The sequence below is a fragment of the Pseudofrankia saprophytica genome (assembly GCF_000235425.2).
In the GTDB taxonomy this organism is placed as follows: Bacteria; Actinomycetota; Actinomycetes; order Frankiales; family Frankiaceae; genus Pseudofrankia; species Pseudofrankia saprophytica.
This window is the reverse complement of sequence record NZ_KI912267.1, coordinates 1072781-1095826: the sequence shown is the minus strand read 5'-3', so window position 1 is coordinate 1095826 and position 23046 is coordinate 1072781. Positions and strand designations below refer to the sequence as shown.

Here is a 23046-nt window from a genome sequence, read left to right as displayed (position 1 = left end):
CTGCCGCCGCCGCCGACGTTCCCTCCGTTGGCCGCCGGCGCTGCGGCACCTACGCCGACGCCGACCTCGGACCGACGGAGTGCCGCTCCAGGGCCAGCCGGGGACGGGCACTCGGGGGGACAGGCCGGCCGGATCGGCCACTCGCCCGACGGTGCCCCCTCGCTCGACCCGCGGGGCCGGTCCGGCGGCGCCCCGGAAACCGTGATCACGGGCTCGACCCGCGCGGTGGACACCCAGGCAGTCACCCAGTTCGCGGGTGCCGGCTTGGCGGGCCCGGCCGGCGCTGGGGCGCGGTCCGTGGGGACGCCGGCTCCCACCCGGCCCGCGTCAGAGCCCGGGGCGAGCGGGTTTCCCTGGAAGACCTGGCTGGCTGCCAACGCCGTCGGGCTTGGGTTTGCCTATTTGCTGTCGGCGGCCGCGGTGTCGTACTCCCTTAAATTTCACTACTACGGTCAGAGTTTTCGGTTCGAATCGCCCGTCCTCGCGGCGCTGTTCGTCGGCGGTGTGGTGTTCGCGCTGCTGCGTCGCGCCATGCTCGGCCGCTATGCGGACGTCTCCGGCCGCTGGATCTGGCCCACGTTGGCCGTCGGAATCGGACAGGCCGCCGCCACGTTGCCATGGCTCCGGACCAGCAACGAGCCGCTCGTGGATTCCTTCCTCCTCATCCTGGGCATCGCCCCGGCAGGCGTGCTGGGTGTCCTCGCCGGGCCGCGTGCCGGCCGTCGGCCGGTCCGCCTGCTCGCGGGTGTCGGCGGCTGGCTGCTCGCCTGGCTCGTGGCCGCGCTCACGACCTGCCTCGTCTACTCGCAGGTGCACGACGATTTCTGGTTCGCGAGCCTGTCCAAGGTCTTCTGGAGCGTCTTCCTGCTGGGTGTGCCTGCCGCCGTCGTCGCCGGCTGCGTCGGCGGCGCGCTCGAAGCGCTTACTCTGCGCCGGGGTCGTGGGTCCGTGGACTGAGGGAGGAAGGCCTGGGCGGCGGCGAGAACGCCGCCTCGCCGAGGTGGACGTGACCTTGCCGCGGTCGTCTACGCGTTTACCCGGATGTCAGGCACCGACCGTGACGCCAGAATCGGGGAGCGTGTATATGACGATTGCCGCCCGGTGCACCCGGGCTGCCGGGTTCGGCTGGGTGGCGGGCAGATGATCGTTGACCGGGAGTCGGTGGCCGCGGCCCTGCCCGCGATCGAGGTCGGGGGCCGGCTTGGTGCCGGTGCGTTCGGACTGGTGCTCGCCGGGCGCCACCGGCGGCTGAACCGGGATGTCGCCGTCAAGGTGCTGCCAGCCGGCCAGGAAGGCCGGTCGGCATTCGAGGCCGAGGCCCAGCTGCTCGCCAGCCTGGATCATCCGCACATCGTCCGGGTCTACGACTACGTCGAGACCGACGAGCTGTGCCTGATCGTGATGGAGCAGCTGTCCGGTGGCACGCTCACCCGCCGTCTGGCGGGTCTCGCGCCGCCGGCCGCGTGCGCGGTCGGCGTGGGGGTCGCCACCGCGCTGGCCTACGCCCACGAGCGTGGTGTGCTGCACCGCGACATCAAGCCGGACAACGTCATGTTCGACGCCACCTCGACCGTCAAGGTGACGGACTTCGGCATCGCGAAGATCTTCCAGGGCACGGCGACGACGGCGACCGGCCAACTGGGCACGCCGATGTACATGGCGCCGGAGCAGATCCGTGGCGGCCGGCTCGGACCGGCGACGGACATCTACGCGCTCGGCGTCCTGATGTACCGGTTGCTCGTCGGCCGGCCACCCTTCGACCCGTCGCTGCCACTGCAGGCGCTCTGGCACCAGCAGCTGACGACGACACCGTCCGTGCCGCCGTCGGTGCCGGCCCCGCTGGCGGACGTGGTGCTGCGGGCGCTGGCCAAGGAGCCGGGCGACCGGCCGCCGTCCGCGTCCGCGCGTGACCTGGCCGTCGCCGCGGTCGGAGTCCACGGTCGCGACTGGCTCGCCCACGCCGGCCTGCCGCTGCGGCTGGACGATGACGTCCGCGACGCGGCGGCCGGAACCGGAGCGTATGGCTCGGTACCGCCGTCCCAGGAATCGGTCGCCCGGAACCCGGAGGTCATCGAGCCGTCGCCACGGGTCCGCCGGTCCGTCGGGGACCGTGCGCCCGCCGCGCCATCCAGGACCGACAACCAGGGATATCGCGACGAGGTGGCGACGCGGACGGATTCCACGGCCCGTGCCTTCGGGCCGTCATCCCGGCCGATGTATCCGACGGCGGCCGACGAACCGGGTGGCGCCGGCACCGCCGGACCGCCGACCCCGGTGGGCGGCGTGGGCCCACGCCGGCGCCGCCGCAGGCTGGTGCTTGTCGGGGCCATCGTGGCCGTCGTGCTTCTCGCGGGCGCGCTCGGCGCCTGGGGGTGGACGCGCAGCCAGTACTACATCGGTGTGCACGACGGCCGGGTGGCCATCTTCCAGGGGGTGTCCGTGGCCGGCCTTTCCAGCGTCCATAGCACCTACATGTCGATCTCGGAGGTCGCGGAGCCGGACCGAAGCGCGGTGGAGGACGGCATTCCCGCCGCCGACGTCGCCGATGCTCGCGCCATGGTGCTCGGCCTCCACCGGGTCACCGGTGGGATCGCGGCTTTGCCTGCCTCGCCCAAGCCCAGCCCGGCCCCCACCCCCTGACGTCGGCGTCGGTCTCGCCACCCTAGTTTCGATCCCCGCGGAGGCCGGCTGGTTCCGCCGGATGAAGGTGGCCAGCCGTCGACGCGTGTCGTCCGGTCGGTGAGGCGGCCCGGCCGACGGCACGTCGATGGTCGGCCTACGATCGGCACATCATGTGTCGGGTTCGCGGGGGTTCGGTAACTTCTGTTGGGGCACGAGCAGGCCGCGGGCGGGCATCGTGATCGTCGACCGGGAGTCGGTGGCGGCGGCGCTGCCGGGGCTGGAGATCGGCGGGCGGCTGGGCTCGGGTGCCTACGGGCTGGTGCTCGCCGGCCAGCATCGGCACCTGCGGCACAACGTCGCCATCAAGGTGCTGCCGGCCCGCCCGCCGGCGCAGGGCGATCGCCCGGGCATCGCCTCCGAGGGCCAGCTGCTGGGCCGCATGGACCACCCCCACATCGTCCGGGTCTACGACTATGTCGAGACCGCGGACCTCTGCCTGATCGTGATGGAGCAGCTCGTCGGCGGCGCGCTGTCCCAGCGGCGGGAGGGCATGCGGCCGGAAGCGTCCTGCGCGGTGGGGCTCGCGGTCGCCTCCGCGCTCGGCTACGCGCATGACCGGGGCGTGCTGCACCGCGACGTCAAGCCGGACAACGTGCTGTTCACGGCCGCCGGAACCGCCAAGGTCACCGACTTCGGCGTCGCGAAGATCCTGGAGGGGACGGTCGCGACCGCCAGCGCGCAGGTCGGCACCCCGTTGTACATGGCGCCCGAGCAGATCACCAGCGGGCAGCTGGGGCCGGCGACCGACATCTATGCCCTGGGCGTGGTGCTGTACCAGCTGTTGTCCGGCGCGCCGCCGATCGACCGGTCGCTGCCGGTGCAGCAGCTCTGGCAGCGCCGCCTGACCGCCCCGCCGCCCCGGCCGCCGGGCGTGCCGGCGGCGGTCGCGAACGTCGTGCTGCGCGCCCTCGCCCCCGACCCGGCGATGCGTTATCCCAGCGCGCGGGCGTTCGGCCTGGAGTTCGCCGCGGCGGCGGCCGCCGTGCTGGGCCGTGGCTGGCTCACCCGGTCGGACCTGCAGGTCCAGCTCGACGACGACGTGCGCGCCGCGGCTGACGGTCCGCCGACCGGGCCGCGGTTCACCGCCGGCCAGCCCTCGGCGGGGCACCCCGGCACCCGGGCCGCGGCGGCGGGTCCGGGTGCGGCGGCGGGGCTGCCCGCCACGGCGGGCAAGCCCGTGGGCACCTCCGACGGCCCGACCCTCCCGGTCGGCGGCCACCCCCAGTCGAACCCGTGGGCCATACCGGTCCCGCCGCCGCCCACCGCGCCGCTGCCCACCGCGCCGTCGCCCGGCCAGCCTGGTCCGGCCAGGCTGGCTTCCGCCGGTCCCGGGATCCCCGCCGCGCAGCCGACCCAGGTCGGAACGCCCTTCGCGCCCCACCAGGTCCCGCAGGTCCCGAGCCCGGCCCCGATGGCGCCGACCCCGGCCCCGGCGGCGCCCAGGGCGGGCAGGCACCGGCGGCGGTGGTGGCTGCTGGTCGGCGGTGTCGTGGGCGCGCTCGCCATCATCCTTCCCCTGGTGCTGATCCCACGCGAGGACGGCCCGAAGGCGGGGACCGGCCCTGGCCAGCCGACGGCGGCCGCCACCCAGAGCACCACGCCGCGGCTCGCGGTCCAGGGGCCCATCCTGCGCCCGTCCACGGGCAAGGGCGGAACCCTGCGGGTGGCCGCCGCCGCCGACTGCGACTCCTGGGACCCGCAGCGCAGCAACTCCGACGAGTGCTGGGCGCAGCAGCGATGGTTCTCCCGGCAGCTGCTGACCTACAAGCCGGGTACGACCGATCTGATCGGCGACCTCGCCACCGGCGTCCCCACCTCCACCGACGCGGTCACCTGGCGGTACACCCTGCGCGCCGGCCTGAAGTTCGAGGACGGCACCTCGATCACGTCCAGGGACATCAAGTACGGGATCGAGCGGGTGTTCGACGCCCAGCTCGTGACCACCGGGCTGAAGGGACTCACCCGGTACCTGGACGACCCCAACAACAAATATCCGGGGCCTTACCAGGATCCGAGTCCGGACAAGCTGGGTCTCAGGTCGATCGAGACTCCAGACGACCAGACGATCGTTTTCCATCTGACCACGCCGTTCGGAGACTGGAACTACCTGATGGCCTCGCCCGCGTCCACTCCGGTGCCTCGGGCGAAGGACACCGGAGCCCAGTACGCCGACCGGCCGTTCTCGTCCGGTCCGTACAAGTTCGCCTCCTACCAGCGAGGCCAGTCGCTGACGCTGGTCCGCAACCTCTCCTGGGACCCGGCCACCGATCCGGTGAACACGGCGTTGCCGGACCGGATCGAGGAGGCCATGCGCCTGCCTCGGCAAACCATCGACGAGCAAATCCTCTCCGGCCACTCGGACGTGTTCGCCGGGCAGACCGGTGCCCTGCCGCTCACCCTGGACAGGGCTCCGACGGATTCCGCGATGCGGGCCAACCAACGCCTGACCGTCACCAGCGGCGTGGTGCGTTCCCTGAGCCTCACCACGACGGTGGCGCCCTTCGACAACGTCCACTGCCGCAAGGCGATCGCCTGGGCGATCGACCGGCAGGCACAGGTCACCGCCCATGGCGGCCCGGACGAGGCCGTCGCCGCGACGACGCTGGTCTCGCCGCCGATGCGGTACCACTCGACGCTCGACCTGTACCCGAGTGCTGGTGGTCATGGCGACGCCAGCCAGGCGAGGCGGGAGCTGGCGACATGCGGCCGGCCGGCCGGCTTCCCGGTGAAGCTGGCGGTCGCCGACGACGACACGTCGCAGCAGGAGGCCAACGCGATCAAGAAAACCCTGGCCGGAATCGGCGTCGATGTCCAGCTCTCGGCGCTCGACTCGGACGCCTTCTTCAACCTGATCTTCACGCCGCAGAAGATGCGTGACCAGGGCATCGGCCTGGCGCTCGTCGGCTACGACCCGGGCTGGCCGGCGCCCGCCGGCCTGCTCGCCAGCCTCACCGACGGCCGCAGAATCCTCGCCGCGAACAACAGGAACCTCGCCGAGCTCAACGACCCCGCGGTGAACACCGCCCTCGACGACGCCTTCCTCGCGGACATCACCGACAGCACCCGCGCCGCCGACCCGGCCGGGACCGCCGCGACGAGGTGGGCGGCCGCCCAGCGGCTGATACTCGACACGGCCGCCTACATCCCGCTGACCTGCGACAGGGTCACGAACATCTACAGCTCCGGCCTCACCAACGTCTACTACCAGCCCGCGTACGACACGATCGACTTCTCCGCCCTCGGCGTCCGCTGACACCACCCGCCGGTGACACCACCCGCCGGCAGGTCCGGGACCGGTCAGGCCTGTTCGCGGGCGAAGATCCGGTCGGTGACGTGGCGGGCGGCGGCCGCGGCGCGGCGGTGGTCGTCGAGGACGTCGGTGACCTGCTCGAGGGGGTAGCCGAGGACGCCGGCGACCCGGTCCAGCGCGGGGGTGGTCCGGGGAATGAGGTCGCCGGGCGTGCCACGGGCGAGCAGGATCGCGTTCCTGATCCGGGACGCCGAGAGCCAGGCGGCGCTCAGCACCGCCGCCTCGGCGCCGTCGAGCAGGCCGGCGGTGGCGAGCTCACGCAGCGCGGTGAGGGTGCCGGTCGTGCGCAGCGCCGGGATCTCGTGGGCATGCCGTAGCTGGAGGATCTGGATCGTCCATTCGACGTCGGTCAGCCCTCCCGGCCCGAACTTGACGTGCAGGGTCCGGTCGGCGCCGCGCGGAACCCGCGCGGCGCCCATCCGGTCCCGCAGCCGCTCGACCTCGGCGATCGCCCCGCCGGGCAGCCGCGCCGGATAGCGGAACCCGTCCGCCAGGTCGCGGAAACGCGCCGCCAGCTCCGCGTCACCGGCCAGTGGGCGGGCGCGCAGCAGGGCCTGCGCCTCCCAGCCGAGCGCCCAGCGACGGTAGTAGGCCGCGTAGCCGTCCAGGTCGCGGGTGACCGGGCCGTTACGGCCCTCCGGCCGCAGCCCCAGGTCCAGGCGCAGCGCCGGGTCGGGTCCCGGCTGCCCGAGCAGCCGGACCAGCTCCTCGACCACCGCCGTGGCGTACTCGCCGGCCGCCCGCGCGCCTACGCCGGGCCTGGGTTCGTGGACGAACAGCACGTCCGCGTCGCTGCCGTAGGACATCTCGCCGCCGCCGAGCCGGCCCATCGCGACCACCGCGATCCGTGCCGGCTCCCCGGCCAGTGCTCCTGAGAACGAGGCCTGCCGGGCGTGCGAAGGAAGATCATTTTCGCATGTCCTTTGGTCTTCCAGGTCGTCCGCGGGCTGGCCGACGGCCGCGAACCGGTCCGCCGCCGGCCGGCCGGCGGCGAGCCGGCGGGTCACGGTGCGCCGGGCGACCAGCAGGGACGCCTCGATGGTCGCGGTGGCCGCCGCGGCGAGCGCCTCGCCGACGGCGGTCGCGTCGAGCAGGCCGAGCAGGTCGGCGCAGGCGACCCGGACCAGCTCGACCCGGCGGATCGCGCGGGCCCGCGCGGCCGCGTCGTCCGCGTCCAGGTTGCGCCGGGCGACGGCGAGCAGGGTGCGGGCGAGCTCGCCGCGGCCCACCGGGCGCAGGTCCTCCTCGGTGCGCAGCAGCCGTACCGACTCGGGGGCGGCGCGCATCAGCGCCGCGACGTAGCCGCTGGCCGCCAGCACCCTGGCCAGCCGGTCGGCGGCGCCGGCCGAGTCGCGCAGCAGCCGCAGGTACCAGGGGACCCGGCCGAGCGCCTCGCTGACCTGCCGGTAGGCGAGCAGGCCGGCGTCCGGGTCGGCAGCGTCGGCGAACGCCGGCAGCATCGTCGGCAGCAGGTGGCGCTGGATCGTCGCCGTCCGGCTCACGCCGGCGGTGAGCGCCTCGATGTGCTTCAACGATCGGTGTGGGTAGGCGAACCCGAGCGCGGCAAGCCGGTCGGCGGCCTCGCCGGGAGTAAGGCGTACCTGCTCGGCCGACAGTCGGGCGACGGCCTCCAGCAGCGGCTGGTAGAAGAGCTGCTCGTGCAGCCGCCGCACCGACCTGGCGGTGTACGCGTGCTCGGCGGCGAACTCCTCCGCGCCGAGCATCCCCAGCGAGCGGCCCAGCCAGCGCAGCTCGTCCGGGTCGCGCGGCAGGACATGGGTCCGTTGCAGGCGGCGCAGCTGGAGCCGGTGCTCGACGGCGCGCAGGAACCGGTAGGCGTCGGCGAGGCTGGTCGCGTCGCGGCGGCCGACGTAGCCGCCGCGGGCCAGTCCGTCGATCGCGTGCAGGGTCGCGCGGGCATGCAGCTTCGTGTCGGTACGGCCATGCACGAGCTGCAGCAGCTGGACGGCGAACTCGACGTCGCGCAGCCCGCCGGGGCCCAGCTTGATGTTGCGGCTCGCCTCCCGGCTCGACAACGACGCCTCCACCCGCCTGCGCATCGCCCGGATGTCCGCGACGAAGCCGGGCCTGGACGCCGCCGACCAGACCAGTGGCTCGACCATCGAGCAGAACTCGGCACCGAGCGCGAGGTCGCCGGCGACCGGCCGGGCCTTGAGCAGCGCCTGGAACTCCCAGGTGCGCGCCCAGCGCCCGTAGTAGGCGCGATGGCTGGCGAGCGTGCGGACCAGTGCCCCGTCACGGCCCTCCGGGCGCAGGCCGACGTCGACCTGGAAGAGCGCTCCTTCGCTGGTGCGCGTTCCACAGGCCCGTACCAGCCCCTCGGCCAGCCGGGTCGCGGCCCGCAGCGCGGCCTCCTCGGGCGGTTCCGCGGCGTCGGCGGTCCCGGTGGCGGCGGTGGTGGCGGCGCCCGGGCCGTCGGGGAGTGAGGCCGTGGCCGGCTCCGCGACGAAGACGACGTCGACGTCGCTGACGTAGTTGAGCTCGCGTCCGCCGCATTTGCCCATCCCGATGACGGCCAGGCGCACCGGCGGCGCGGTCGGCGCGAGGCCCGCGCGCGCGACGGCGAGGCCCGCGTCGAGCGCGGCGGCGGCGAGGTCGGCAAGCTCGGCCGTCGCGTCCTCGACCGTCACCGTGTTGGTCAGGTCGCGGGCGGCGAGCACCAGCAGCGCTCGCCGGTAGGCGACCCGCAACGCGTCCAGTACGTCCGGACCGTCGCCGCGTGCACGCGGCCGCTCGTCGTCCGGGTCCGCGCCGACCGCGGCGAGCAGCCGGGCACGGTGGGTCGCCGCGGTCGGCGCCGCGGCGGTCGCCTCGTCGTCGGCGAGGATCCGCCAGTCGGCCGGGTGCGCCGCGAGGTGGTCGGCGAGCGCGAGGCTCGCGCCGAGGACGGTGATCAGCCGCCGCCGGGAGCCGGGCCGGGTGGCCAACGCGGCGCGTAGCTCGGCGGACGATCGGGTGGGGTCCGCCGGGCGTGCGGCCCCGGCCACGCCCGTCGGGCCCGGCGCGTCCGTCAGGTCCTGGGTGTCCAGCGTGTCGATCAGTCGGTCCAGTCCGGCGAGGGCCCGGTCGGGGTCGGCGGCGTGGGCGAGCTCGGCCACCACCGGGTTGGCGGTGAGCGGCAGCCCGTCCGGCGGGCCGAAGCCGAGGCGGTGCAGCGTGGCCGCGACCCGGTCGACGTCGGTGAAACCCAGCCGGGCGAGCTGGGCCTCGGCGGAGCTGCCCCGCGGGTGCGCGCCGCCGCCGGGTGCGGACGCGGGGGCGGGCGTGGGCGGCCCGACGGGCGCGACCGCCGGCGGCCGGTCGGCGACAGCCCACTGCGCGGACTCGTGCTCCGAGGACGAGGTGTGCTCCGCGGGCGGGCCGTCGCGCTGTGCCAGTTGGGCGCGCGCCCGCGCCGCACGCTGCGCCCGGGCCGCGCCTGGCCGACCGACGCTCCCCATCATGTTTCCATCATGTTGCAGATACGGCGTGCGCGTTACAGGAGTGGCAGGTAGCGGTTGATCTCGAACTGGCTGACCTGGCGGCGGTAGGAGGCCCACTCGGCGCGCTTGCTGCGCAGGAAGAACCCGAACAGTTCGTCGCCCAGCGTCTCCTGGACCAGCGACGACGTCTCCATCACCGCGATCGCCTCGGACAGGGAACTGGGAAGAGCTCTGATCCCGCGCTCCCGACGCTGCGCGTCGGTGAGCGACCAGATCTCGTCGCCGGCGGGTGGTGGCAGCTCATAGCCACCCTGGATGCCGCGCAGCCCGGCGGCCAGCATCAGCGCGAAGGTCAGATACGGGTTGCAGGCGCTGTCCGGCAGTCGGAACTCCACCCGGGCCGTGTTCGCCTTGCTCCGCTTGTAGAGCGGCACCCTGACCAGGGCGGAGCGGATGTTGTGCCCCCAGCAGGCGTAGGCCGGCGCCTCCAGCAGCTCGGCGCCTTCGCCCTCGGCAGAGTCGCTGATGAGCCGCTTGTAGGAGTTGACCCACTGGTTGGTGACGGCGGTGATCTCGGGCGCGTGCGCCAGCAGCCCGGCGATGAACGCCTTGGCGACCTTGGAGAGCCGGTGCTCGTCGGTCGGGTCGTAGAAGGCGTTGCGGTCACCTTCGAACAGGCTCATGTGGGTGTGCATGCCGGAGCCGGCGTGCTCGGTGAACGGCTTCGGCATGAAGGTCGCGTAGCTGCCCTGCCGCAGCGCCACCTCCTTGACGACCTGGCGCAGCGTCATGACGTTGTCGGCGATCGTGAGCGCGTCGGCATACCGCAGGTCGATCTCCTGCTGGCCCGGCGCCACCTCGTGATGACTGAACTCGACGGAGATGCCGAGCCGCTCCAACGTGCCGATCACCTGCTGGCGGAAGTCATGGCTGATGTCGTTGGGGGTGACGTCGAAGTACCCGGACTCGTCCACCGGCTGCGGCGCGGGCTGGCCGCGCCGCGGCGGCTCCTTGAGCAGGAAGAACTCGATCTCCGGGTGGGTGTAGAAGGTGAACCCGGCCTCGGCGGCGGCGGCGAGCGACCGGCGCAGCACCCAGCGTGAGTCGGCTACGGCGGGCAGGCCGTCGGGGGTGACGACGTCGCAGAACATCCGCGCCGTGAGCATCCCCTCGCCGCGTCCCGGCAGCACCTGGAAGGTGGACGGGTCGGGGCGGGCGAGCATGTCGGCCTCGTGCAGGCGGGCGAACCCCTCGATCGCGGAGCCGTCGAAGCCGATGCCTTCCAGGAGCGCGCCTTCCGCCTCCGCGGGCGCGATCTCCACGGACTTCAGCACGCCCAGCACGTCGGTGAACCAGAGCCGGACGAAGCGGATGTCCCGCTCCTCCAGCGTCCTGAGCACGAACTCCTGCTGCTTGTCCATGAACCCTCCACGTTGAGGTGTGGACTCGACCTCAGGCTACGTCGTCCGGATCTAACCGCCTTGCCTTCTCGACCGGCCGGCGGGCGCATGGCCTGTCCTTCGCCATGCGCCCAGGGCCGACTGCCCCCGTCAGTTCCGCCACCCCCACCAGCCTGGTCGCCGGGACCACGCTGGCCGCGATGCGAACGGCGCCCGCTGCCCGGCCGGCACTGCCGGAGGTGGACGTGCCACCCACCACCCAGCGCTGGCGCGCCCTGTCTGGTGTCGGTCGCCGGTACCCACGGGCTGTGCCCTGCCCTGGCGCGGGGACACGTCAGCCGGAGCGCGGTACTCGGGATTCCTGCCAGATCGCGAGGCCGGGGAGGTTTGCTGGGAGTCTGCCTTCGGGGATCTCCGACACTAGCGACTGAAAGACCGAGATGCCCGCCTCGTTGCCATCCCGCAACGAACCTGGCGACCGCCTGTAACCAGACGGCGGCCTGGCCCCGTTGTGAACGACGGAGGTTGATGTGCCCGGGTGGGGCGCAGCATGGATCACAGAGGTACAGCGGGGCCAACGGCCGCGGCGAAAGCCCGGATCCGAGCCTGCGTCGGCCGGTCGGAGCTCATCGCTCCGGTGGTCAGCTGTGCCTGATCAGGTGGGGAGTGCCCGGACCACGAGGTCGTCGAACAGGACGGTCGAGCCGTTGCCGACGAATCCGATCCCGCCCTGCTGGCTTAGCGTGCCGGTCGGATCGTCGTACTCGACGACGATCGTCCCGTCGACCGCGACGGTGTAGGCACCGCCGCGCGCCGTGATGGTCAGGCTGTACCACCTGTCGTGGGCGATGGAGAAATCCTTCTGCGCGACTGTCGGGCCTCCGGGATTGGCGCCGGCCGAGGAGGAGCGATCCCAGTCGAGAGTGCCGTCACCGAGCGTGGCGGCCTGGTCGATCGAATAGAGGTAAGCGCGGACGTACCTGCGGTTCGTCAGGTGCATCATCAGCTCGACGAGGCTTGCGTCGCCGGTGAGTTTGGCGCGGAACGACACCACGCTGTCCTTCGGGATGTCCCGGCTCAGGGCGATCACCGGCCAGGGCCCCGTCTGGTCGGCCTGGCCGACGAGCGCCCCGTTCTCGACCCTCCAACTACCGGCCAGGACCTTCCATTCAGGACCCAGCCTGCTCGTGGAGAAGTCCTCGCTCACGAGTGGGGCGGACGCGCCTGGCGCCTGCTTGGTCAACGTCGCCGTGGCCGCCGGCGGCACCGCCGTGGCGGTACCCCCGCCGGGATTCGCCGCCGTGGTGGAGTTCGTACCGCCTCCAGGTGACCCTTGGTCTCCGCCCAGGCGTGGCAGCGTCACGACCAGGGCCATGACCAGGGCCGTCGCCGCGCCGGCGGCGGCCGCGTACGCCCAGCGGTGCCGGCCTGGACGGCCGGAGGGCTGCCCGGGGTGGGGGCCGCCATTCGATGGCGGTGGGATGTTCCCCGGGTGGCCGGGCCGCGACGTGATCGCGTCCGTGGCGACGTGGCCGGCGGTTGGAGTCGTCCAGTTCGCCAGGGCGCCGTCAGCCAGGGGCCGGGTACCAGCCGCTTCAGCCGTCGGCCACGTCGGGCTGGGCGGGCGGTACGCCGCCTCACGGATGTCGTCGTCGAGACGCAGCGGCAGGCCGGCGTGGGCGGGCCAGCCGGCGCCGTACGCCGCGGCGCCCGCGGCCGCCAGATCGAGCGCGAACACCCGGGCCGAGGGATGGCGGTCGGCTGCCCGCTTGGCCAGCGCACGCAGCACGACGGCGGCGACCGGGGTCGGGACGCCGGCCGGAGGGGGTGGGATGACGGTCAGGTGCTGATGGAGGAGCGCGGGAGTCGGCTGCCTGGCGTCGAAGGGAGGCGCCCCGGCGAGCAGCTGGTACAGCAGCACACCCAGGGCGTAGATGTCGGTGGCGGGGCTGAGCCGGCCGCCGGCGATCTGCTCAGGTGCCATGTACATCGGCGTGCCGACCTGCGCGCTGGCAGTCGCGGACTGCCCGTCGAGGAGCTTGGCGACGCCGAAGTCCGTGACCTTGACGACTCCCGAGGCGTCGAACAGGACGTTGTCGGCCTTGATGTCGCGGTGCAGCACCCCGCGCTCGTGGGCGTAGGACAGCGCGGCGGCCACGGCCAGGGCCACGGCGCATGCGGTCTGGGGGGCCATTCCGGCTCGCCGCTGGGCGAGCGTTCCGCCTGGCAGCAGCTCCATCACGATCAGAGACAGGTCGTCGGTCTCGACGTAGTCGTAGACCCGGACGATGTTCGGGTGATCCAGGCTGGCGAGCAGCCGGGCCTCGGTCTGGAGGCCGGACCGGCCGGCCGGGACTCGCACGGGGCCGGCCTGCGGGGCCGCGCCGGGTCCAGGCACAGGGCCTAGGCTTCCTTCCGAGCTCGCCGGGAGGACCTTGACCGCGACGTCTCGGTTCAGGGCGCGGTGCCGGCCGGCTAGGACCAGCCCGAACGCACCGGCGCCGACCTGGCCGCCGATCTCGATGCCTGGCAGCGCCGCGGCGACCGCGGCCCGATCAACGATCATTCTGGTCGCAGTGCCGGGCCGTGGCGGGACGAGGTTGCCAGACGGACCGCACTTCCGTCGTATCCATAACAAAAAGATCGTAGTAAGACGGCGGGTCGATTTTCGGCTGTGGCGCGGGCTCTGACCCATTTCCACGCCGAGCCGACCACCGCTTCCCGCCATGATCGCCAGCTCCGTGTTGCCGTGGTCGCGATTTGGCGAGTTTCGCGACGCTGGCGACACGGAGGTGACGATCATCTATCGGCGAGGGCGTCGCCGACCGTTCTGACGATGTAGCTCGGGCGAGCCAGCACGTCTTTCCAGGTGAAGCGGACCGGGTGCCAACCGGCGCGGCGTAGCCGGTTCTGCCGATCACGATCGTCGTGCAACGGCCTGGGGTCGGCCGGCGAGCCGTGGAACGCGACGCCGTCGGCCTCCAGGTAGATCTTGCGGGAAGGCCAGGCCAGGTCGACGCGGGCGAGGATCCGGCCGGCTGGATCCCGCACCCGGTACTGAACCTCCTCGGGCCGGATGTTCCCGTCGAGGAGGATCAGTCGAATCCACGACTCCAGCGCGGACTCGGCCCGTCCGTCGACCAGCGCAAGCCAGGGGTAGCGGCCGGCCACGCCCGCCCGGCCGAAGAGCGCCGCGCGCACTGCGTCGAGGTTCGGGATCTGGTGGTCGTGCAGCGCCGCGTCGAGGAGTGCGACAGCTTCGGACCGTTCCCAGCCGAGCACGAGATCCGCGAGCGTCCGAGGCACTGAGGTCACGGGCATCCCGCCTAGGGACACCAGTTGCCCGCCTCTCGGGTCTCCGGTGTGCAGCACGACTCCACGCGGGGACACGCGGCGGGCTGTGTCGGGCACCAGCAGGTGCACGGGTTCCGCCTCGATGGGCAGCGGAAGCGCCCGCAGGTCGAGCAGACGCGCCGCGGTCAACCCGCAGACGACGGCGCCGGACCTGCCGTGCAGCGCGGCACGTACCCGCCCCCAGAGATGATCCGACCCCGTCACGAGGTAGGTGCCCCGAAATGGCCGGAAGAATGACCCGTCGCGCACCAGTTGACGTAACTGTCCGTCGGTGAGGCCTGCGCCGCGTGCCTGCTCGTAGGTCACCAGACCGTCCTGCCGGCGAGCGAAGGCCAGCGCCACGTCGAGCCCCGGGTACTCGCGCCGCCGTGTCCCGCGTGCCGCGTCCGCCGCTGGCCGGTGCCTGTCCTCCACCACAGCCATGGCGGCAGTCTTGGCCGTACACGGCCCGCCCCAGAGCGATGACCATCACCTGTGGACAACTCACTCCTGTCCACATCCCCCCGCCATGATCGCCAGCTCCGTGTTGCCGTGGTCGCGATCTGGCGAGTTTCGCGACCCTGGCGACACGGAGGCGGCGATCATCAAGGTGGCGACGGGCCGGACGGGGATCGGCGCAGGGGCTGGCGGCTTGGCGGTGGCCGCGGGATCGAGCCGGGGCTACGGGATCGAGCCGGGGCTGGGAGCGAGCCGGTATTGCGAGAAGGAGTCGGGGCTATGAGACGGAGTCGACCAGGGACAGGGCGCCGGAGCGGGCCTGGTAGACGAAGACCTTGTCGTCGGTGACCTCGCCGTTGGGCTGGAACGTGAGGTGTCTGGTCACGCCCTGGACGTCGACCTTGGCGAAGGCGGTGGTGACCGACGCGCGGGTGGCGTCGGCGCCCAGTCCGGTAAGCGTCTTGATGATCGCGTTGGTGGCGTCGTAGGCCTCGGCGGAGTAGGTACCCGGGTCCGTCCCGTTGACCTTGCGGTACGAGGTGACGAAGGATTTCGCGGTCGGGTCGGCCGCGGGCAGCAGGCAGCCGCAGGTGAAATAGGTACCATCCGCGGCCGCGCCGGCCAGGGAGATGTATGCCGGGTCGAGGCTCCCGTCGCCGCTCATCAGCTTCCCGGCGTAGCCCCTGTCTCGCAGGGCCTTCGCCAGCAGCGCGAGCTCCGGGTAGTAGCCGGAGTAGAAGACCAGGTCGGGATGCGCCGCCATGATCTTGTCAGCTTCGGCGGAGTAGTCCCCGGCTGGGTCGGCGTTGCCGTGGACGAAGGAGGTATCGCTGGCGAGCAGCGCCTGCTCGAGGGCGCGGGACAGGCCGATGTCGTAGTCGAGCCGGTCGTCCAGTGAATACACCTTGCCCGACCTGAGGACGCGGGTGATGTAGGCGGCGGCCGCCGGGCCCTGGGCGGCGTCCGTCGGGACGACCCGGTAGAACGTCGAGAAACCCTGCGTGGTCAGGATCGGGCTCGCCGCCGACGGGCTCACCGACAGCAGGCCCGCGCCGGAGTACAGGGGCTCGCTCGCCTTGGTCGCGCCGGAGAACATCGGCCCGACGACGGCGAGCACGTCAGGGTTGGCGACGAGTGCGTTCGCCGCCGGCGGCGCCAGGCCCGGGTCGCCGAGGTCGTCGGACGTGGCGAGCCGCAGCGTGAAGGGCAGGTTCCCGCGGGCGTTCGCCTCCTCGATCGCGGTCTTCACGCCGCCGACGGCGTTGTCGCCCAGCGGCTGGTTGGCGCCGGACAGCGGCCCCTGGAACCCGATGGTGATGGTTCTCGCCGTCGCCCCGGCGGATCCCGACGCACTGGCCGTCGCCTGGGCCGGTGACGCGGTGGCGGCCGCGGGCTGGGTGTCTCCGTCCGCATCGTCGTTCCCGCCGTCGCCCTTCGTCAGCACGACGGCCAGGGTCGTGACGAGGGCGAGGGCGAGCGCGGTAGCGGCGCCGACGGCCGCGAGGACCGCCGAGCGCCGCGAGCGGGCCCGGCGCGGCGGCGGGCTCTCGGGTGCCGGGGGACCGCCGGTCCAGCCGGGACCGCCGGTCCAGCCGGGACCGCCGGGACCTCCCGGCCAGCCGGGCACACCTGGCGGCAGGCTCGCCGGCGGCACCCAGGAGGTGTGGGAGGCCGTCGACGATGTGGCGGCCGGCTCCGGCACCGGCCAGGGCGGCGGGGTCAGCGGTGGCGCCGAAGCGACCAGTGGCGGCGTTGGCGCCGGCCAAGGCGGCGGGACGAGCGGCGCCGGCGTGACCGGTGGCGGCGGCGGGACCGAGGACCGCGGCGGGTCGGTGGGCACCGGCGTGACGTCCGTCGCGGCGTGAGCGGGTTCTTCGGCGCTCGGCTCGGCAAACCCGGACAATTCTGACCCCCCAGGCATGATTCGCGATCCTAACCGTCCCCGATCGCCAGCACCGCCGGTGGTGCAGTCCGTCGGGACGGTTACGACGGCCGTCCGGGCGAGACGGGCGTCGGGCTACGAGACGGCGTCGGGCTACGACCGCTGGCCTGCGGCGTCGTGGAGCGGCCCGTCCTCGGGCACCCGCTCGAGGACGACGAGCGCGACATCGTCGTCGGCCCCGCGCGCGGAGTCGATCAGCGAGTCGGCGAGCTGGTCGAGCGTGACGCGCGGCCGGTCGGGCGTGCGTCGGCCGAGCCCGGGCGCGCGGGCGCCCTCAGCGGCCCCGGTGTGGACGGTGTCGAGGCGGGCGACACCGTGCCTCGCCGCCACCCGGGCGGCGAACTCGGTCATCGTCTCGTCGAGGGGCCGGTCCCGCCGTTCGACGAGCCCGTCCGTGTACAGCAGGAGCCGGGTGCCGACGGCGAGGTCGACGGTGTCCGCGGTCGGCGCCGGAGCTGGCACCCCCAGCAGCACGCCGGCGCCCCCCTCCCAGAACTCGGCGCCGGCCGGGCCGACCACCAGTGGCGGCAGGTGGCCGGCGTTGACCACGGTCACCGTGGACCGGTCCGGCGGGAAGGTCAGCAGGCAGAGGGTCGCCGTGGACTCGGGATGGGTGACCTGGATCAGCCGGTTGAGCCGCTCGACGGCCGCCGCCGGCGAGTGCCCGTCGAAGACGTACGCCCGCAGCGAGTACCGCAGCTCCGCCATGATCACCGCTGCCGCGAGCGAGTGGCCCTGCACGTCGCCGATCACGACCAGGCCGTCACCGTCGGGCATCTCGAAGGCGTCGTAGAAGTCCCCACCGACCTCCGCCTGTTCGGCGGAGGCGTGGTAGCGCGCGGCGATGCGCAGGCCAGGGAGGTTCGGTGGCTCGGCCGGCAGCAGGCTGCGCTGCAGGGTGAGCGCGATCCGGTGCTCCTCGGCGAACCGGCGGGACTGGCGTACCAGCGCCCCGACGGTGGACAGGAACTCGCGCGGCTCGATCGGGTCGACCAGGTAGGCGTCCGCGCCCGTGTCCAGGCCGACGCTGCGGTCGGCGGCGTCGACGGCGGTGGCCGAGACGTGCAGCACCGGCATGCCGGCTGTGGCCCGCGCCTGCTTGATCCGGGCGCAGACCTCCAGACCGCTCATGTCGGGGAGGTGGACGTCGAGCACGGCGAGGTCCGGCCCGCCGCCGTCGACGATGCTCAGCGCCTCCCGCCCGGACGCCGCCTCGATCACCACGTAGCCGGCGCGTCGCAGCCAGCTCGCCATGATGTAGCGCTTGCTGTCCGAGTCGTCGACGACGAGGACGGTCGCCTGGCTGACCGGCGTTCCGGCGGAAGGCCTCCCGAGGGGCGCTGTCACGGCAGGTCGCGGTCGTGTATGTGGGCAAGCGCGGCGTCGATCGCGCGTCCGGTCAGCCTCGACTTCGCCACGACCGCGACGGCGGGCCCGAGCGTGACCCGTTCGCGGTCGCGTTCGCGCCGGCGGCCGCGTTCCCGGTGGTCGACGACGTCGGAGGCGTAGTCGCTCCAGCTCACGATGATGACCGGAAGGTCGCGCAGATTCGGATCATCACTCATCGCCGAGAGCACCGCGGCGCCGTCCATGCCGGGCAGCATCAGGTCGAGGAAGACCACATCCGGCGAATCGGCGCGCATCGCCGCGATCGCCTGCTCGCCGTCCCCGGCCACGACGACCCGCTCCACCCGGTCGGCCAGCAGCGAGCGCATGGTCGCCAGGAAAGCCGGGTCGTCGTCGACCACCAGCGCGCAGTCCAGGTGGGCCGGCTGCATTCCCGCGGCCGGGCCGACGGCTCCGGAGCGCGGTCCACCGGCCGGCGGGAAGCCGTCGGCGCCCTCGTCCGAGTCCTCGTCCTCACGCCCCGCCCCGGCGCCGACGGGGCCCCGGCGGGGCAGCGTGACGGTGAACGTCGACCCACGGCCGGGCTCGCTGATCACCTCGAGACGGCCGTCGAGCAGCATGATCACCTGGCGGGCGTAGGGCAGGCCCAGGCCGGTGCCGCGCACGCGGGCGTGCAGCGGCGTGCGCACCTGGTAGAACTCCTCGAAGATCCGGTCCACGTCGTCGGGGGCGACGCCGATCCCTGTGTCCCGCACGGAGAACACCACGGTGTCCTCGTCCGCGAGGTCGTCGCCGTCCGTGGGGTGGCCGACGCCCGGCCGGGGGCCGTCGTCCGGCGCGCCGGCGCCGTGGGCGCCGCCCCGGCGGGCGGTCAGGAGGACCTCGCCGCGCTCGGTGAACTTCAGCGCGTTGGACACCAGGTTGCGCAGCACCCGCGCGAGCAGGGTCTCGTCGGTGCGCAGGAGGCCGACGTCGGCGTCTGTCTCGACGGCGAAGGACACCTCCGGCCGAGTCCCGAGCGGGCGCAGCGACCCGTCCAGGTACCGCAGCAGGGCCGCGACGTCGACCTCGTCGACGACCACCTCCAGCCGGCCCGACTCCGCCTTCGCCAGGTCGAGCAGGTCGTTGACCAGGGTGAGCAGGTCACCGCTGCTGGCCAGGATGAACTCCACCTGGTGGCGCTGCTCGTCGGAGAGCGGGTCGCCGGCAGGGTCGAGCAGGAGCCGCGCGAGGCCCAGCACCGAGTTCACCGGCGACCGCAGCTCGTGGCTGACACTGTGCAGGAACCGGGTCTTCGCCTCGTTGGCCCGGGTCAGGGCGATGCCACGCTCGTCCAGCTCCGCGTAGAGCGCCACGACGCCGCGGTTCGTCTCCTCCAGCTCGGTGGACAGCTGGTTGTAGAGCGCCAGCACGCCCCGGTTCGTCTCCTCCAGCTCGGCGTTCAGCCGCAGCAGCTCGTCCTGCTTGTCCCGCAGCTCCGCCAGCGCCGCCACGAGGTCGCTGTTCTGCACGCGCAGCTCGTCGGCCGGCGAGTTCGGCGCGATCGCGGCGAGGGATCGCCGCAGCTCGGCGAGGCGGGAGTCGTCGAAGAACAGGCCCGGAAGGATCGGCTTGGCCAGCGTGACGACCCGGTCCGGCGAGGCCGAGCCGCCGTCGCCCGCTCCGTGCTCCAGGTCGACCAGACGGCCGGCCGCGACCAGCCCGCTGCCGGACCGGGGGAGTGGCTGGTCGGCGGTCACCGTCACCACGAGCGTCGCGGGGGCGCGGACCGCGAAGTCGATCCACGCTCCACCAGCGCTCAGCGCGTCCCGGCTCACCTCACTGAGCGCGGTGGCCAGCCGCACCTGGTCCTGGCCGTCCAGGCCGGCGGCGGCGCCGATCTCCCGGGCGAGTTGGCGCGCGGCGAAGACGTCCGGCTCGTGGCCCAGCCGCACCCGCAGCAGCTCGGCGACGGGTCCCCCGTCCCCGGTCAGCCCCACGGCGCACCCGCGACCAGCACGGACGCGTCGTCCCGGCGCAGCCCCGCGTCCCGCAGGACGCTGGCGGCCACCACCAGCGCGCCACGGCTGGTGATTCCCGGATGGTTGGCGAGGTCCCAGCGCGGGTTGACCCCGTCGCTGTGCAGCACGACCAGTGCGCCTGGCGGGATCTCGTACCGGGTCTCGGCCAGGCCGCGTGCCTGGTGCCCGGCTATGCCCGGCCTGCTGGTCAGCCCGACGCGGCGGGCGCCCCCGACGATGACCCCGCTGATGTTGCCGAGCCCGGCGAAACGCAGGGTACCGGCGGACGGCTCCAGGATGGCCACCGCGACGGCCGCGCCACGGGTGTGCGAGATCCCGTTGTGGATGCGCCGCATCAGGTCCACCGGGTCGAGGGGCGGTCCGGCGGCGTGGAAGATCCGCACCGCGGCGTCGGCCGCCCGGGCCGCGAGCTCCCCGTGCCCGAGGCCGTCGCACAGCAGCAGCGCGAGCCGGCCGCCCTCCGCGCGGGTGGCGTACGCGTCTCCGCAGGCGGTCTCCCCGGTGATCGGCCGGGTCAGTCCGGCCACCCGGGGCACCGCGCGAAGGTCGGCCGCGGCCTGGACGCCGGCCCGGCGCGGCCCGAACGCGCCGGCCATCACGGTGCCGACGCCCGGGGTCGAGTAGGCGTCGAAGCGGTCCGCGATTCGCTCGATCATCCCCAGGCCGATGCCGAGGGTGCCGGCGGACGTCGCGCCGTCGCGCATCATCGCCGGAATGTCGGCCAGGCCAGGTCCGCTGTCGACCGCGACGAACTCGATGGCCGTCGCCGTCCGCGGTGCCGTGACGGCCTCGTCGGGTGCCGGCCAGCGCAGCGCCCGCAGCAGTAGCGAACCCTCCTCCGCATGCCGGACCAGGTTCTCGGCCACCTCGGTGAGCGCGAGGCCGACCTCGGCGCCCCGGTCCGCCGTGAGCCCGAGGCGGTCAGCGAGCGCGACGGCGGCGCGCCGGACGGCGCCGGGCATCGACGGCCCGTCGGCCCGGAACCAGGCGATGTCCTCGGCCAGTGGGTGGTGGGCGGCCGTGATCAGCGTGACCATTTCACGACTTGGACGGTTGTGCCTGCCCCGGGGCGACTCTCGATCGAGAAGTCGTCGACCAGCCTGCGGCTGCCCGACAGCCCCAGGCCGAGGCCGCCGCCGCTCGTCCAGCCGTCGGTCAGGGCGAGATCCAGGTCGGGGATGCCGGGGCCGCTGTCGACGAAGACCGCCCGGATGCCGCGGCGCCGGCCGTTGTGGACCACGTCGACCGTCATCGAGCCACCGCCGCCGTAGACGAGCGTGTTGCGCGCCAGCTCGCTCGCCGCGGTCACTATCTTGGTCTGGTCCACCAGCGACATCTTGGCTGTCACGGCGAGGTTGCGCACGACCTGGCGCACCCGCACGACGTCCGCCTCGGTGCTGATCGGGTGACGTTCGGTCTGCTCGACCGTCGGCTCACCGCCACCCGTCGGCGTGGGCCACCGCGCGGTGCTCACCCGGTCCAGGACCCCTCCGCCAGCGCCTGGCGGCCGTTCGGTGCCGGGGTGCCGCCAACCCGGCTCGAGTCGGCCGCCGTGCCGGTCGCGACGTCGATGACCTCGGTGGGGTCCGCGCCGAGGTCGCCGTTCGCCTCGTCCTCCGGCAGGCGGACACGCACCTCGGCGCCGAGCAGGGCCAGGCCGTGCTCGAGGGTGAGAGCCGTGCGTACGCCGGGCATGTGCAGGCCGAGCTCGACCAGCGTGATCGCGACGGCCGGACGCATCCCGACCACGACGGTCTCGGCGTCGAGCAGCCGGGACAGCGAGGCGATGGTGGACAACATCCGGCCGATGAAGCTGTCGACGATCTCCAGCGCGGAGATGTCGATCAGCACGCCGCGGGCGCTGGTCGCCACGATGCGCTCGGACAGGTCGTCCTGCAGCGCCAGCGCGAGCTGGTCCTGTAGGTCCACCTGGATCGAGACGAGCAGCAGGTTGCCCATCTTCAGGATCGGGATGCGATCCATCAACGGCTCCCGGGCGTGCCTGGACGGCGGATCTGGACGCCCTCCCGGCGCAGCGCCAGCGCGAGTGCCTCAGCCAGCGTCGCCTTGGTGACGATCTCGCCGAACTCGATGCCGAGGCTGACCACGGTCTGCGCGATCTGCGGGCGGATGCCGGAGATGATGCAGTCGGCTCCCATCAGCTGGGCCGCCATCACCGTCTTGAGAAGGTGCTGCGCGACCTGGGTGTCGACCGCGGGCACTCCGGTGATGTCGATGATGGCGTGCCGGGAGCCCGTGTCGACCAGCGCTTCCAGCAGCGTCTCCATCACCACCTGGGTACGGGCCGAGTCCAGGGTGCCGACCAGCGGCACGGCGAGCACGCCCTCCCACAGCTTGATGACCGGGGTGGACAGCTCGAGCAGTTGGTCGGACTGCTCCACGATCACCGCGTCACGGGCCTGCGCATAGGTTTCGAATGTGAACAGGCCGAGCTCGTCGACGAAGTCCGAGAACTGCGCATAGCCGCCAAATGCGATACCGCGCTCTTCGAAGGCTGGCGACACGGCCGCCCGGAGCGTGAACACCGTGATCGAGGTCTCTCGGGGCGTAAAACCCTGCCGAGCCCGCGTGCCGGACAACTCGGCGAGCAGTGCACGCAGCTCCCCGAACGACTCCGAGCTCAGGTCGGTCCCGCCCGCCCGCAGCCCGCCCAGCAGCGCGGTGTAGAGCTCGCCGAGCTCGCGGGTCAGCTCCGCCTCGGAGAGGCGGGACCGTAGAAGGCCACCGACCAGTCCGACCCACCGGGCGAGGATCTCCTCGCGGTCCGCGCTCAGCGGCGCGACCCACTCATCCCTGTGGACGACGTCCACGAATTCCTCCCAGCGTCGCGGGCGACTTCGAAGCCACAACCGCTCGATGTCCCCGAAGACCGGACGTCCACGGACAATTCCCCCGAGGCTAGCGACCCGACATGATCCCATGCCTGTCGAGCCCACCGGATTCTGGCAGCAACCGGGCCAGGTGCCTTGGCGCGGGGGACGTTAATCCACCCTTAGGGGGGTACTGGCAGACCCGCTGACCTGCCGCGCGGGCGGCACTCGTGATGTCCAGCGAACGCCGAGAAGCGAACGCCGAGAGGCAAATGCCG

General features: G+C 73.1%; 14 protein-coding genes and 1 pseudogene. 4 read left to right on the top strand and 11 right to left on the bottom strand.

Annotation, left to right across the window (positions count from 1 at the left end; translation table 11 throughout):
* The 3 genes and pseudogenes from FRCN3DRAFT_RS55650 to FRCN3DRAFT_RS52335 form a co-directional block, all read left to right on the top strand.
* A pseudogene (locus FRCN3DRAFT_RS55650) lies at positions 1 to 957 on the top strand (hypothetical protein); the annotation flags it as partial.
* Positions 958 to 1140: 183 nt separating this feature from the next.
* Positions 1141 to 2640 carry a serine/threonine-protein kinase gene (locus tag FRCN3DRAFT_RS57510; RefSeq protein WP_007516869.1) on the top strand — a complete coding sequence of 500 codons (1500 nt, stop codon included), beginning with the start codon at positions 1141 to 1143 and terminating at the stop codon, positions 2638 to 2640.
* A 217-nt stretch (positions 2641 to 2857) separates the two neighbouring features.
* Positions 2858 to 5935, top strand: coding sequence for an ABC transporter substrate-binding protein (locus FRCN3DRAFT_RS52335; protein ID WP_007516870.1), 3078 nt, complete (start codon positions 2858 to 2860; stop codon positions 5933 to 5935).
* Positions 5936 to 5979: 44 nt separating this feature from the next.
* On the opposite strand, the gene FRCN3DRAFT_RS0239085 is transcribed toward FRCN3DRAFT_RS52335, so the two are convergent.
* The 5 genes from FRCN3DRAFT_RS0239085 to FRCN3DRAFT_RS48460 all read right to left on the bottom strand — a co-directional run bounded on the left by FRCN3DRAFT_RS0239085 (position 5980) and on the right by FRCN3DRAFT_RS48460 (position 16071).
* Positions 5980 to 9453, bottom strand: coding sequence for a bifunctional [glutamine synthetase] adenylyltransferase/[glutamine synthetase]-adenylyl-L-tyrosine phosphorylase (locus FRCN3DRAFT_RS0239085; protein WP_007516872.1), 3474 nt, complete (start codon positions 9451 to 9453; stop codon positions 5980 to 5982).
* A 35-nt stretch (positions 9454 to 9488) separates the two neighbouring features.
* The gene (locus FRCN3DRAFT_RS0239080; protein ID WP_007516873.1) at positions 9489 to 10856 is read right to left on the bottom strand and encodes a glutamine synthetase family protein; all 1368 of its coding nucleotides are present in this window, start codon (positions 10854 to 10856) and stop codon (positions 9489 to 9491) included.
* A 634-nt stretch (positions 10857 to 11490) separates the two neighbouring features.
* Positions 11491 to 13401 (bottom strand): protein kinase domain-containing protein, encoded by a 1911-nt coding sequence (locus FRCN3DRAFT_RS50345; RefSeq protein WP_051467469.1) that lies wholly within the window; start codon positions 13399 to 13401, stop codon positions 11491 to 11493.
* 233 nt (positions 13402 to 13634) lie between these two features.
* Positions 13635 to 14612, bottom strand: a complete 978-nt coding sequence (locus FRCN3DRAFT_RS0239070; RefSeq protein WP_007516877.1) for a type IV toxin-antitoxin system AbiEi family antitoxin domain-containing protein — start codon at positions 14610 to 14612, stop codon at positions 13635 to 13637.
* A 292-nt stretch (positions 14613 to 14904) separates the two neighbouring features.
* A complete protein-coding gene (locus FRCN3DRAFT_RS48460; protein WP_232794393.1) occupies positions 14905 to 16071 on the bottom strand; it encodes a branched-chain amino acid ABC transporter substrate-binding protein in 1167 nt (388 codons plus the stop codon).
* A 13-nt stretch (positions 16072 to 16084) separates the two neighbouring features.
* Here FRCN3DRAFT_RS48460 and FRCN3DRAFT_RS55645 point away from each other — a divergent pair, with 13 nt between their 5' ends.
* Complete coding sequence (locus FRCN3DRAFT_RS55645; RefSeq protein ID WP_131803641.1) at positions 16085 to 16492, top strand: hypothetical protein; 408 nt, start codon at positions 16085 to 16087, stop codon at positions 16490 to 16492.
* Between the two features lie 170 nt (positions 16493 to 16662).
* Here FRCN3DRAFT_RS55645 and FRCN3DRAFT_RS0239050 read toward each other — a convergent pair whose 3' ends face one another.
* From FRCN3DRAFT_RS0239050 to FRCN3DRAFT_RS48450, 6 genes are read right to left on the bottom strand one after another with little or no spacing between them, the layout of a single operon-like run.
* Positions 16663 to 17916 carry a PP2C family protein-serine/threonine phosphatase gene (locus FRCN3DRAFT_RS0239050; RefSeq protein ID WP_007516881.1) on the bottom strand — a complete coding sequence of 418 codons (1254 nt, stop codon included), beginning with the start codon at positions 17914 to 17916 and terminating at the stop codon, positions 16663 to 16665.
* Positions 17913 to 19895, bottom strand: a complete 1983-nt coding sequence (locus FRCN3DRAFT_RS0239045; RefSeq protein ID WP_007516883.1) for an ATP-binding response regulator — start codon at positions 19893 to 19895, stop codon at positions 17913 to 17915. Before FRCN3DRAFT_RS0239045 ends, FRCN3DRAFT_RS0239050 begins: the two co-directional genes overlap by 4 nt.
* Complete coding sequence (locus tag FRCN3DRAFT_RS0239040) at positions 19886 to 20974, bottom strand: ATP-binding protein (RefSeq protein ID WP_007516885.1); 1089 nt, start codon at positions 20972 to 20974, stop codon at positions 19886 to 19888. Before FRCN3DRAFT_RS0239040 ends, FRCN3DRAFT_RS0239045 begins: the two co-directional genes overlap by 10 nt.
* Positions 20962 to 21411, bottom strand: coding sequence for an anti-sigma regulatory factor (locus tag FRCN3DRAFT_RS0239035; RefSeq protein ID WP_007516886.1), 450 nt, complete (start codon positions 21409 to 21411; stop codon positions 20962 to 20964). Before FRCN3DRAFT_RS0239035 ends, FRCN3DRAFT_RS0239040 begins: the two co-directional genes overlap by 13 nt.
* The gene (locus FRCN3DRAFT_RS48455; RefSeq protein ID WP_007516887.1) at positions 21408 to 21920 is read right to left on the bottom strand and encodes an STAS domain-containing protein; all 513 of its coding nucleotides are present in this window, start codon (positions 21918 to 21920) and stop codon (positions 21408 to 21410) included. The genes FRCN3DRAFT_RS0239035 and FRCN3DRAFT_RS48455 overlap by 4 nt, the downstream gene beginning before the upstream one ends.
* Positions 21920 to 22768, bottom strand: coding sequence for an STAS domain-containing protein (locus FRCN3DRAFT_RS48450; protein ID WP_007516888.1), 849 nt, complete (start codon positions 22766 to 22768; stop codon positions 21920 to 21922). Before FRCN3DRAFT_RS48450 ends, FRCN3DRAFT_RS48455 begins: the two co-directional genes overlap by 1 nt.
* Between the last annotated feature and the right edge of the window lie 278 nt (positions 22769 to 23046).